Consider the following 12842-nt stretch of genomic DNA (forward strand, 5'->3'; position numbering starts at 1 on the left):
TAAACTACCTACACCTGGCCCACTTCGCCACTGTTCAGTTTTCAAAGACCCCGTCTTCCGGACGCAACGTTAATTGTATCATGGCGCTTAGGCCATGTCAAGAGGTGGGCGGGTATAAAATTTACCCGTCCCAAACAATTTCATCGCCCAGCTTCGGTCGGCCAGCGCATATGGCTTGGTTGCCCGGGCCGACCTTTTCCGCGTTATTTCGTTGGTCTAGCAGTAAAGAGTATAACACCTTTCCCAGACCTTTTGCAACTCCTTTAGCTTTTTATTAAGTCCGTGTTAGGAATGGGCTAAGCTCTGTGGGAGAGTATTAGGGCCCTTTTATTTAGTTTTCTTCTTAATTTTTAACGCCTATACGTTATACTCCCGCTCCCGGCATAAAAACTAGTCTTCCTTCGGTCTCATGGTAGGGAATAGGATTACATCCCGGATGGAGGGGGAGTTGGTGAGTATCATGACCAAACGGTCTACTCCTAAGCCGAGCCCGCCTGCTGGAGGCATGCCGTATTCAAGGGCCCTTAGGAAATCTTCATCCATCATGTGCGCTTCCTCGTCACCCGCCGCGCGCTCTTTAAGCTGGGCTTCAAAGCGTTCCCTCTGGTCCAAGGGATCGTTTAACTCGGAGAAGGCATTGGCCAGCTCTCGCCCAGCTATAAAAGCTTCAAAACGGTAGGTCAGGCTGGGATCATCTTTTTTCCTCTTGGCGAGGGGCGAAACTTCTACGGGATAGTCTAATACAAACGTAGGCTGTATAAGCTGGGGTTCTACAAAGGCTTCAAAAACTTCACTTATGATCTTTCCGCGGTTTAAGCCCGGTTTAAGCTCCAGGCCCAATCTTTCTGCTGCCCTCCGGGCTTCTTCCTCATTTAAGGAGCTAAAATCAATCCCGGTATACTTTTCCAAAGCCTCCAGCATCTTCACTCGGGGCCACGGAGGAGAAAGATCTATGAGGTGTCCTTGATATTCAACAGTGGTAGTTCCTATGGCCTCCCGGGCCACGTAGGCCACCATTTGCTCCAATAATTCCATCATATCGTAGTAATCGGCGTAGGCCTGATAAAGTTCCAGCATGGTGAACTCCGGGTTATGCTTAGTAGAAATGCCTTCGTTACGGAAGATGCGGCCCATTTCGTACACTTTCTCCAGGCCGCCTACGAGAAGGCGCTTCAGGTGGAGTTCCAAAGCGATCCGAAGGTAGAGATCTATATCTAAGGCATTGTGATGGGTAATGAAGGGACGTGCCGCTGCACCCCCAGGTATAGTATGCATACTGGGCGTCTCTACTTCCAAAAATCCTCTTTGATCCAAGAAGGAACGGATGGCTTTTAACACCTTGGCCCGGGTTATGAACACCTGGCGCACTTCGGGGTTAACAATTAAATCTAAGTAGCGCTGCCGGTAGCGCAAATCTATGTCTTTAAGACCGTGCCACTTCTCAGGAAGGGGTCGCAAGCTTTTACACAGGATGGTAAACTGACTTACTTCAACAGAGATCTCGCCTCTTCGCGTGCGAAAGACCTTTCCCCGTACGCCTAAAATATCTCCGATATCAATCTGCTGGGTGAAAAGGCGGTAGGCCTCCTGCCCTACCTGATCGATCTTTACGTATATCTGGATCCGGCCTTCTTGGTCGTAGAGATCAGCAAAGGTGGCTTTGCCGTGCTCTCTTTTAGCCCGCAGTCTTCCGGCTATACTCACTTCCCTGTTTTCGAGTTCTTCGAAGTTCTCTATAATCTCGCGCGTTGAATGAGTGCGTTCATAGCGACCCCCGTAAGGATCGATTCCTGCCTGGCGTAAGGCCGAAAGCTTCTCCAACCTTACTTTGATAAGCTCATTGTCCATTTCCAAGCTCCATCACCCTGCTACAAAAAAATTTATTTTAAAGACCTATTTACTAACGTTTAATATTTGGTAACGAAGGGTTCCGTCCGGAACCTGGATTTCCACCAGTGACCCCACTTCACGGCCCAAAAGAGCTTTGCCCACCGGCGACTGAACAGATATCTTCATCTCCGCAGGATCTGCCTCCAGGGAACCCACAATCTCATAGGTCATTTCCTCACCGCTGTCTACATCCTTGACCGTAACTTTCGAACCCAGGGAAACAACATTGTCTGGCAACTCCTGGGTGTCAATTACCCGGGCATGGCGCAGGGTTTTCTCCAGGGCTAGGATCCTGCCTTCGATAAAAGCTTGTTCATTTTTGGCATCCTCGTACTCCGAGTTTTCGCTTAAGTCACCGAAGCCTATGGCTTCTTTTATCCTCTCTGCTACTTCCCGCCGCTTTACCGACTTTAAATACTCCAGTTCTTCCTCCAGTTTTTTCAGGCCACCGAGGGTAAGAAATACTTCCTTTTCCGCCATCTTCCTTCTCTCCTTTGATTTTCTTGGGTGCAAACACTAGTTTGCCCTTCCTTATAGTCCAGTATATTCCCTTTAAGCGGTTAAAAGCACTGGGGAAGCCCCAGTGCTTCCTGTAACCCGGCGGGCCGTTAATCTTTTATAGGTATTATAGGTTGGGCTACTAGGCTTGTCAAGGAGAAGCAAGGGAATTCTTAGGACGTCATCTTATTACGAATTATCCCTTAAAGGATTTTGCTCAAGAAAGCTTTAGTACGGGGGTTCTCGGGGCAGTTAAATATTTTCCCCGGCGGGCCCTCTTCTATAATCTTTCCTTCGTCCATAAACATCACTCGGTGCCCCACTTCCCGGGCAAAACCCATTTCGTGGGTAACCACTACCATGGTCATCCCTTCCTTGGCCAAATCCCGCATAACCCCCAAAACCTCCCCTACCATTTCGGGGTCGAGGGCGGATGTGGGTTCATCAAAGAGCATAACTTTGGGTTGCATGGCCAGGGCCCGGGCGATGGCCACCCTCTGCTGCTGGCCTCCGGAAAGCTGGTCAGGGTAAACACCAGCCTTGTCCTCCAAACCCACCTTTTTAAGAAGCTCATAAGCCCGGGCTTCAGCCTCGGTTTTGTTGATTTTCTTGACTACTACAGGTGCCAGGGTAATATTCTCTAAAACGGTTTTGTGGGGAAAAAGGTTAAAACTTTGAAAAACCATGCCCACCTTCTGGCGTACCTGGTTAATATTGGTAGAAGGATCCGTCAGGTCCACCCCGTCGATAAATATGGAGCCTTCCGTGGGTTCTTCTAAAAGATTGAGACACCGTAAAAACGTGCTCTTACCCGAACCGCTCGGACCTATTATTACCACCACTTCGCCGGGAGCTATGTCACAATCTATGCCCCTTAATACCTCCAGGCGCCCGAATCTTTTTTTCAACCCCCGCACCCTTACCATCATTTTATGTCCAGTCTCCTTTCTAAAAAGGCTACCAGCCGCGAGATGGAAAAGGTTAAAAGCAAATAGATAAAAGCTACAGTAAACCAGATCTCAAAGGGTCTAAAGGTACTGGCTATTATTATCTGCCCCCTGCGGGTGAGCTCGACTATACCTATTACAGAAAGTAAAGAAGTATCCTTGAGCAAGGCGATAAACTCGTTCCCTAAGGGCGGGATCACCCGCCGGAAGGCCTGGGGCAAAATCACGTACCTCATGGCTTGTGCCTTGGTCATGCCAAGGCTCCGGGCAGCCTCCATCTGACCCCTGTGGATGGACTGGATACCGGCCCGGAATATCTCTGCCACGTAAGCCCCGCTGTTCAGGCTGAAGGCTATAAGAGCGGCCATAAAGGGAGGAATATGAGTGATAGGTGAGCCCAGTTGCTCAAGCAACTGGGGAAAGCCGAAATACACGATAAAAACCTGCACTAAAAGGGGAGTACCCCGGAGAAAATCTACGTAACACGCAGCTAAAAGGCGTATGATCTTCTGATCCGAAATTCTTCCCAACCCCACAATAAGGCCGAGCACGGTACCTAAGGAGACGGCAAAAACGGTAATTTTTAAGGTTTCTACAGCCCCCAGGAGCAAATAGGGGAGGGAGTTCCAAATTAATTCCAAAGCATCCACCTCACCTGCTAATAATACAAGAATGCGTAGCACCGTACTTTAAAGTCGGCACTACGCATATAATACTAACATAATTTAAGCCTTACTTTGGCGGTTCGCCGGGGAGAAAATCAGGCGGGTTTTCACCAAACCACTTACGGTAAATTTCAGCGTATTTGCCGCTCTCCTTGAGTTTCCTAAGCCCCTCGTTAACTTTCTGCACCAGCTCGGTTTTACCTTTGGGAATGGCAATGCCGTAAAATTCACTGTTGGCTAAATCCCCCACTATCTTTACTTTGTCGTTGCCCTGGTTTATGAAATAGAGGGACACGGGGTAGTCGTTTACAAAGGCATCCACACCGCCGTTAATCAGCTCCATAAAAGCATCATTAACTGTATTGTATTCGGTCACCCGGGCGCCCTCTATATTGTTCTTGGCGTACTTGGCCCCGGTAGTGCCGATTTGTACCGCTATCCTTTTGCCCTTAAGATCCTCAAAGCCCTTTATGGTATTGTTATCCGCCCGGACGGCAACGCAGAGGCCGGACTGGTAGTAGGGCAAGGAAAAATCCACCTGCTGCCGCCGGTCGTCGTCAATACTTATGGCGGAAATAGCCATATCTACGTTTCCGGTCTTCACCGCCGCTATGATGCCATCAAACCCCATATCTTTAAATTCCACCTCGAACCCCTGGACCTCCGCCAGGGCTTTCATAAGCTCGATATCAAACCCTACGTACTCACCCGTCTTATCATCCCGAAATTCAAAGGGAGCAAAAGAAGCCTCGGTAGCTACCACATATTGGGGTTTAGATGGGCCCTGTTTGTCCGTTGCCTTTGCCCCGCTCTCAGAACTTCCTTGCCCGCATCCTGCAACAGCCGCCGCCAGCATAAGACCGGCTGCTAATAAAATTAGCCTTCTTAAAAGCGCTTTCACCAGGATCTCCTCCTCCTTAAGTTTAGTTTAAGGTCCCTCTATTTCTTAAAACGAAAGTGTTATTTCTTCATTCCCTTAAGAAGTCCTGCCATTAGAAATAAAATTTGATTGACAGTTTAAAGGACACATGGGAAAATTAGGCGCGGTGACCTTGGATGGGCAGAACAGTTATACCGGCTTTAGCCTTGCTGACCGTTGCGTTTGTCTGGGGCGCAACCTTTTATTTTGTGCGTGAAGCTCTAAAGGATATAGGCCCCTTCCACTTTCTTTTTTACCGCTTCCTATTGGCTTCCCTCTTTCTTTTGGCCCTCAGTCTAAAAGAGCGGCCTTTTCGGACCCGTAAGACCATAGCCCACGGGTTTACGGCTGGTCTCATTTTATTCGGCGGCTACGCCTTCCAAACCCTAGGACTTAAATTCACTTCTGCTTCAAAGGCAGCTTTCATCACCGGATTGTCGGTTGTGATAGTTCCTCTTGGAGAAGCCTTGCTTACAAAAAAGAGCCCGCCTGTTCCGGTGCTGTTTTCCACGGGACTTGCGGCAACAGGCCTGGGCCTTCTCTCCTTGGAAGGATCTTTTACCTTATCCCCGGGGGACTGGCTGGTCCTTCTGTGTGCCTTCTGTTTCGCCGGACACGTCCTATTTATAGATAGGGTGACTCACTTGCACAGCTCGAGTAAGCTCGCACTGGTACAGCTTCTGACCGTGGGGTTACTCAGCGTGCCTTTTTTACCTTTAGAGGTTTCCCCAGTTATATGGTCAGCTAGAGTCGCGGAAGCTCTACTTCTCACTGCTATCTTGGCCACCTCCGTCGCCTTTATCATACAGTTAAAAGTTCAACGTTACCTTTCTGCCGCAGCCACAGCAGTGATACTGGCTACAGAACCGGTTTTCGGGGCCCTCATCGCCTATACCCTGGGGGGTGAAATCTTAACCGCCAAGCAGCTTTTAGGATGCGCCTTTATCTTTGTAAGCATGTTGTTCATACAGACTGCGGCTAAGAAATTCTAACTAGCGTACAAGGAGGCGGCTTCCCGGCTGCTTCAATCTTCCTTTGTTACTCTGCCAGGCGGAAATGGGGGCTAACCTCATGGGCCAGGCGCAGGGCCTCTTTATACTCTTCCCTGGTAATCCGCCTGGTAAGGGGAGGATATCGCTGGGCTTCCCCTGCCGGATAATACTGGCCCATTACATTGATATAGGAATAAGGGGATATCTCCCGGGCGATAAATTCTAAAACTTCTTTGGTACTGGCTAGTCCCCCCGGCAAAACCAAATGCCTGATAATAAGCCCTCTCTTGGCTATGCCTTTTTCATCTAACTCCAGGTCTCCTACCTGGCGGTGCATTTCTTTAAGGGCCTCTTTTGCCACTTGAGGATAGTCAGGGACCTTGGATAAGCGCCGGCCTACATCGGCATCAGCATATTTAAAATCCGGCATGTAGATATCTATGATGCCCTCCAGGGCCTTTAAGGTTGATATTTCCTCATAACCCCCACAGTTATATACTAAGGGTAAACGCAAGCCCTGTTCTGCCGCCATGGCTAAAGCTGCCACTATCTGGGGGACATAATGGGAAGGAGTTACCAGGTTGATGTTATGGCAGCCCCGCTCTTGTAAGGCCAGCATAATACGGGCAAGCTTGTCTAGGGAAACTTTTTCACTCTCCCAGCCCCGGCTTATCTCGTAATTCTGACAGAAAACACAACCCAAATTGCAGTGGCTAAAAAAGATGGTCCCCGAGCCTCCCCGGCCAACTAAAGGAGGCTCCTCCCCGAAATGAGGGCCGTAACCCCCTATCTCCACCTCCAAACCTGCCCGGCAGAATCCCTTTTCTCCTTTTTGCCGATTCACATGACAGTGGTGGGGGCAGACGGTACAGTCCTTAAGCAGTTCCATCAGCTCTAGTGCTATTTTTTTAAGTCGCCCTCCCTTAAGCTTGGCCAGGTAACCCGGGTAACTTGCCATAGTCCTTCCACCCTTTTATCTAAACTTTAAGCCCAGAAATCTTTCTATTACTTCTGTTAAAATATCTTCTTCTTCCAGTTGGTCCTCTAGTAAACCGTGTATAAAATGCTCACGCACCTGCGGCTGGGGAAAAAAGCCGTTCTTTTCCAGCTCCAAAAGGCAGGGCCGGGCGATATTCCCCGGAACAAGGAAGACCCCGGGCGCGATTTCCTCTATCAACCATCCCCTTGCTTCTAAAAACGTTTTAAGCTGGGTGGACAGTTCCTCCTTTAAACACCGCACCAGCAACCCCCGCTCAAGATATACCTGCCCCATTCTACTTCCCCAGTCCTCTAGGGAGGTGCGGACGTTGGGGGGTAAAGGAAATTTGCTGTGCTTTTCTAAAAGCCCCAATACGTCCTTAACTCCCCTGCCCTGAAGAAAGCCCCGATATAGGCCACTCTCGTTAAGCTTAAAAATAAAGGCCCGGTCTGCGCCTTTAAGTTCGGCAAAGGTGACCAGTTCAAAGAAAAGCCTTGGGCTTATCTCTAAAGGTGCCAAAATTTCAAAGTCTGGCTGCACCACTATATCTTTAACCTCGGGGAAATGCCTGTCTAAAGCTTCTTTGAGCTTTTGCTCCCGCTCTTGGGGGATGCTCTCTCCCCTTTCTTTAAAGGATTCCTGGAGGGCGCTTTCTCCGAATACTAGCCCTAGCTCGGATGCCCGTATAGCGCCCTTGTCTAGATCTCCTTTTAGCTCTACCAGGCCCAGCCAGGTAAGTTTCTGTACGAAATCCCTTATATGGGTTAGGGCTTGCTTTAAAGCAGAACCCGAATTATAGTCGGCCACCAGGCGGTATAAGTGAGGTAGAGATATCCATCTTGAGCGGGGAGCCAGCAGAAGGAAAGCCAGGACGTGCTCTGCCCAAACCGGAGAGCCAGCAAAATGGGGCTCTAGCAACCAGGAGGTAAAAAACTCCCACTGTCTGGCCTGGGGTAGCTTCAGCCATTCCCAGGCCGCCTTCCCCAAGGAGGCTTTCCCCCTTTCCTCTACCAAGAATTGCAGCCCCCAGGCCATCCTCTCCAAAAGTTCATAGCGCATCTCATCGTTAGGGAAATGCTGGAGGCTTAAGATGCGCTTGCGGTCCCTTTTATAAATATGCCCGGCCTGGGCCACTTTTACTTCCCATTGCAAAACCGAAGCTAAGAGGATATAAAAATCTATCAACAGAAACAGCCCGTGATTTTCGTAAGCCGGGTCTTCCTTTCGTAAAGGCTCGAGCAGCGTCCAAACTTTTTGAGAGGATATGAAATGTCTAATCTCTACTGGAAGGGCGTAATATTCTTTTACGTATCGTTCTTTCTCTATAAATACCAATCCGTAATCCAAAACCCGCTTCCGCACTTCCCGGGCCGTATCCTCACCCCAGAGCTTATTTACCTTTTCATTTACCCTGCTCGTATCCGCCCCCGCCGGGGAGGAAGTAAAGTGAACCAGTTCTAAGAAAAAGCGTTCGTTTTCTCCTAATTGCTGCCAAAGCTTTTCTAAGTTCCGGGTATCTTGAAAATAAGCTAATATAGCTCCATACAGGGCCTTACGCTCCTTTTTTCCCGGCCCGCGCTTATCCTTATTTCCCCCCGGGATTTTTAGATTTAAATTATGCGCCAAGGTGCGTAAAAAATCCAAAGGGGCCTCTTCAAGGTACTTAGCTAAATTCTTCATGCTTTACCACCCCGCACGGGCTTAACCGTTGCCCCTATCCCTTTTAATCCTGCTTTATATCCTAACTTCCCTTCTCTTGTGGATCTGCTATTTTTTACCTGCCCTCTGTTTCCACTCCGCCAGGCTAATTATCTTCCCTCCAAGGGAGCCGCCTTCGGCAGAAAGTCTTTCAGCTCCTTTCGGCCCTCCTACAGATAAGCGTTCGGGTGTTATGATTTCGTACCGGTACCCTTGTTCGGTTAAGAAAAGCTGGCGGTGCATGGCGTACTGCTGCTCCACCGTATCCCGCGTAACTAGAGAATAAAAGCTTGCGGGGAGTCCGGATTTTTTAGGACGCAGGATCCTGCCTAAACGCTGGGCTTCTTCCTGGCGGGACCCGAAGGTACCCGAAACCTGAATGGCCACGCTGGCCTCGGGTAAATCTAGAGCGAAGTTGGCCACTTTAGAGACAACAAGACAAGGAAGCCTGCCCTCCCGGAAAGCCTGGTAAAGCTGTTCCCTTTCGCGGTTAGGAGTTTTGCCGGTAATCAGAGGCGCCCCCAGACGTTTGGATAAGCGCTCAAGTTGCTCGAGGTACTGCCCTATGACGAGCACCTGCTCTCCTCTATGGGCCTTTACAATCGCTTCTACTACGGCATCCTTATCCGGGTTGGTGGCTGCCACCCGGTGTTTCTCCCGGTCACCGGCCACGGCATAAGACAGGCGGTCCTCTGGCGGAAGATTGAGGCGCACTTCATAGCAGGTAGCCTTAGCTATCCAGCCCTGGGCTTCTAGCTGTTTCCAGGGTATATCGTATTTTTTAGGCCCAATGAGGGAGAAAACATCGTCCTCGCGGCCGTCCTCACGGACCAGGGTGGCGGTCAATCCCAGGCGCCGCCTAGCTTGGAGCTCGGCCGTGATCCGGAAAATAGGGGCCGGAAGAAGGTGGACCTCATCGTAGATGATAAGACCCCAGTCTTGCTGGTTGAAGAGCCGGAAATGGGGGTAGTCTTCCTCCTTTTTGCGCCGGTGGGTGATAATCTGGTAAGTAGCGATGGTTACCGGCTTTATTTCTTTTTTTTCTCCCGTGTACTCACCTACCATATCTTCCGGAAGATCGGTTTTATCACGGATCTCTGCCAGCCACTGCCTGGCGGCAGTAACGTTGGTGACCAGGATTAAGGTATAACACTGAGTTAGGGCCATCACCGCGAGGCCCACAATGGTTTTACCAGCCCCGCAGGGAAGCACGATAACCCCGCTGCCACCCTTGGAGCTTCCGCTGGCATAAAATATTTCTGCGGCTTCCCGCTGGTAATCCCGTAAATTAAAAGGTTCTCCGCTTAAAGTTAACTTGCGCAGGTTAAATTTAAGGGGTGCGCCCGGTACATACCCGGCCAGATCTTCTACGGGGTAGCCTATTTTAATTAAGGCCTGCTTGACGAGCCCCCGTTCCCAGGGATCAATGAGGAGGGTACGGTCGTCTACCCGCCCCTTGATATACTGCTGGACCCGCTTATTGTTGAGAATCTCCAGCGCGATGGCCGGCTCCGCTGCTACAAGGTGCATTTCCCCGCCTTCAGCCACCAGCTTGACCTTGCCGTAACGGCCCATATATTCCCGGATGTCAGCTACTACATTGCCGGGTAAGGGGTACTTGCTAAACTCGCTTAAGACCCGTATAACGGTTTCGGCATCCAGCCCGCTGGCCGCGGCATTCCATAAAGAAAGCGGACTTAAGCGGTAGGTATGGACATGCTCCGGACTTTTCACCAACTCTGCAAAACGCACAAGATAATCCCGCGCCTCGGTGTAAGCGGGATTATCTACTTCTAATAGAATAGTGCGATCGCTTTGAACTATAAGGGGCTTGTCTGAAGTAAAACTCATTGAGGCCCCCCTGACTATAATATTTTTTAGGGCTCTTCCCCAGTAGACCTCACAACTTTATTTTACACTAAGTAGCTGCCTATATTTAATCCCTTTTTACGTGTTTTCCTGCTGCTATGGTAATCTATGGCTTCTAACTAGATTTATTTACTGCTACTTACGGATAACTCGCCCAAACCTGTTTCCCTTACGCTTCCTTTACATAGGGAATAGTAGAGTTGGCCTTGGGGAGCACAGCCACCCGAGCATTGAGGGGCAGGTGTTCCGCGGCAAGCTGTAAAGCCTCGGCTAAATTTGCAGCAGGCGTAACCTGCATGATCTTCGCCATGTCCTGGTCTATTCCACGGCTCACCAAAATCACGCGGGCCTTTTTGAGGCTCCGGCACCAAAGATAAGCTTTATGGGCACCCATACGGAACTCCTGCGAAGCAAAGCTGGTAAGGACCCCTTCTACAGTGCGCCCTTCCCGCATAGCTTCCACAAAACGGTCATCCCCAGCTCCCTCTCGGCATTCTGCACATAGGATAATGGTGCCTCCCTCTTTTACGATCCGCGTGGCATGGGCCAATCCCTTTTGAGCCTGGTAGAGGTTTATATCCTTGGGGAACCCGCCGGCCGAGGCTATGACGAGGTCGGCCGGCCCTGTCACCGGAACCTCGCAGATCTGCCTTGCTATCTCCACACCCTTCCGGTGGGCTTTAAAGTAATGGCCGGCCACCGCTCGGGCAACGCGTCCCCGGCCGTCCAGGATTACGTTGACAATGAGGTTTATTCCTATCCTCCCACCTATATCGTCTATGTCCTCCCGGGCCGGATTACCTTCCACCCTCCCTAGCTCGCTCCCCGGAAGTCTAAGAAGGGAATGGTTGGCCCGGATGGTAGCCTCACCTCCGCAGCCTATAACTACCCCTTTGGCCCCGCCGCTATAGCCGACGATCTGGTGGGGATCAATCATGCCCACTATTACCCGCATCTCGGCCTCCAGGTAGTGCCTGTTTATAAAAATCGGGGTACCTTGAGAAGAAGAACCAGACTCCTCAAGTATACCGAGAGCATAGGCATTATGACTTATGACTTCTACTGCACCCCCTGTTATGTCCCTTAGAGTTCTCAATTCTTCTTCGCTGGCAGGACGATGCAGGCCCGTGCCTACAAGAATTTTCATGCGTGAGGGTTCTAGTCCCGCTTCTTTAAGTCTCTCGAGTAGCGGCGGTAAAATCAGTTTATTGGGCACCGGTCTTGTGGAATCGCTTACTACAATTACGGCACTTCTTGCTCCTCTTAAGTCCCCCCAATCAAAATCCAAGGGCCTGTCTAAGGCCCTTTCAATCTCCTCTCTCTCATCTGGCTCCCCGGGATATGGCCTTAAGTGTACTTCTTCTACCTCCCAGGGGTAGGAAAGCTCTGCTACCTGCGCGCCTTCACCATAAGGTACTTCTATACGCATATTTAATTCCCTCCTCCCTTACCTATGAAGGAGCCCCCTCTCTTCCAGAGGCCTATCCCGATGTATCTCTAAATTCATTCTTCTAATATGATCTGCTGCTCCACATTCTCCAAATGCTGGAGCATGGCCGCGGAAGCTCCCCGGGCATCACGCCGGAGAAGGGCTTCTGCTATTACTCCATGCTCTTCCACCGAGGCCTCACCCCTCCCGGGTATAGATAGGGTCCGGGAGCGGATATCCGCTAAAAGGTCCATCAAACTATCTACGATGCGCACGAGCACCGTATTTCCGGTAGCCTTCGCTAGGTTGTAGTGAAACTGGGTATCATGGCGGGCCAAGACCGGTAGACGGCCTCGCGGTAGCTGCTTCAAACTCTCCTTGGTCTGGCGGACCAGGCCAGCTAATTCTTCCAACTCCTGCTGTGCCGCCCGCTCGGCGGCCCAGGCCGCAGCAGCCGGCTCCAGGGTCTTGCGTATCTCGAACAAGTCCTTTATTGTTTTAGGGTTTACGAAAATTCTCTTGGCAAACTGCTGGATGTAGGCATCGGGATCTTGTTCGGCTATGAAGGCTCCCTGGCCGTGCTTGATCCTCACCAGCCCCTCAGCAGCCAGCATCTTTAGCGCTTCGCGTACCGAGGTACGGCTCACTCCTAGCATTTCCGCCAGTTCCCTTTCCGCAGGAAGCCGATCTCCGGGCTTAAGGCGGCCTTCGAAAATACCCGTCTTGATTTCATCCACCACCCGGTGATATACGCTCCTGGGGTCTTTAATCACCTTAAACAGTTCTCGGCTTTGCTCCGCTCTCATTTCTTCCCTCCGAAAACGAAATCTACTTTATCTGTTCCTAATCTGTTCTATCCTATTCTAACACATTTTACTAATAAAAGAGAAAAAGGCCCCCGCCCCCAACTTTTAAAGGTTGCACGGGAGCCTTACAAAGTCAAGCTTCCCCGTCAT

Annotated in this window: 11 protein-coding genes; 1 reads left to right on the forward strand and 10 read right to left on the reverse strand. The window is 50.4% G+C overall.

Annotated elements, in window-relative coordinates:
• Positions 1-390: 390 nt before the first annotated feature.
• The 5 genes from lysS to L5656_RS07470 all read right to left on the reverse strand — a co-directional run bounded on the left by lysS (position 391) and on the right by L5656_RS07470 (position 4901).
• The gene (lysS, locus tag L5656_RS07450; protein ID WP_297201306.1) at positions 391-1848 is read right to left on the reverse strand and encodes a lysine--tRNA ligase; all 1458 of its coding nucleotides are present in this window, start codon (positions 1846-1848) and stop codon (positions 391-393) included.
• Between the two features lie 45 nt (positions 1849-1893).
• Positions 1894-2370 (reverse strand): transcription elongation factor GreA, encoded by a 477-nt coding sequence (gene greA / locus L5656_RS07455; protein WP_297201274.1) that lies wholly within the window; start codon positions 2368-2370, stop codon positions 1894-1896.
• Positions 2371-2591: 221 nt separating this feature from the next.
• Entirely contained in the window at positions 2592-3314 is a 723-nt protein-coding gene (locus tag L5656_RS07460; RefSeq protein WP_366018094.1) for an amino acid ABC transporter ATP-binding protein, read from the reverse strand.
• Positions 3314-3976 (reverse strand): amino acid ABC transporter permease, encoded by a 663-nt coding sequence (locus L5656_RS07465; protein WP_297201279.1) that lies wholly within the window; start codon positions 3974-3976, stop codon positions 3314-3316. The genes L5656_RS07460 and L5656_RS07465 overlap by 1 nt, the downstream gene beginning before the upstream one ends.
• Before the next feature lie 91 nt (positions 3977-4067).
• On the reverse strand, positions 4068-4901 hold the full coding sequence (locus L5656_RS07470) for a basic amino acid ABC transporter substrate-binding protein (protein ID WP_297201282.1): 834 nt from the start codon (positions 4899-4901) through the stop codon (positions 4068-4070).
• A 155-nt stretch (positions 4902-5056) separates the two neighbouring features.
• Between L5656_RS07470 and L5656_RS07475 the strand changes: the two genes are divergently transcribed.
• Entirely contained in the window at positions 5057-5911 is an 855-nt protein-coding gene (locus L5656_RS07475; RefSeq protein ID WP_297201288.1) for a DMT family transporter, read from the forward strand.
• 46 nt (positions 5912-5957) lie between these two features.
• On the opposite strand, the gene L5656_RS07480 is transcribed toward L5656_RS07475, so the two are convergent.
• From L5656_RS07480 to L5656_RS07500, 5 genes are all read right to left on the reverse strand, one after another.
• Positions 5958-6869, reverse strand: coding sequence for a radical SAM protein (locus L5656_RS07480; RefSeq protein WP_297201291.1), 912 nt, complete (start codon positions 6867-6869; stop codon positions 5958-5960).
• Positions 6870-6884: 15 nt separating this feature from the next.
• Entirely contained in the window at positions 6885-8570 is a 1686-nt protein-coding gene (locus L5656_RS07485) for a helicase-associated domain-containing protein (protein ID WP_297201293.1), read from the reverse strand.
• Between the two features lie 87 nt (positions 8571-8657).
• Positions 8658-10439 carry a DNA repair helicase XPB gene (locus tag L5656_RS07490; protein ID WP_297201296.1) on the reverse strand — a complete coding sequence of 594 codons (1782 nt, stop codon included), beginning with the start codon at positions 10437-10439 and terminating at the stop codon, positions 8658-8660.
• Positions 10440-10626: 187 nt separating this feature from the next.
• Complete coding sequence (larA, locus tag L5656_RS07495) at positions 10627-11886, reverse strand: nickel-dependent lactate racemase (protein ID WP_297201299.1); 1260 nt, start codon at positions 11884-11886, stop codon at positions 10627-10629.
• Positions 11887-11960: 74 nt separating this feature from the next.
• The gene (locus L5656_RS07500) at positions 11961-12692 is read right to left on the reverse strand and encodes a FadR/GntR family transcriptional regulator (protein ID WP_297201302.1); all 732 of its coding nucleotides are present in this window, start codon (positions 12690-12692) and stop codon (positions 11961-11963) included.
• Positions 12693-12842: the final 150 nt, after the last annotated feature.

This window comes from Thermanaeromonas sp., assembly GCF_021890735.1.
Taxonomy (GTDB): Bacteria; Bacillota; DSM-521; order Neomoorellales; family Neomoorellaceae; genus Thermanaeromonas.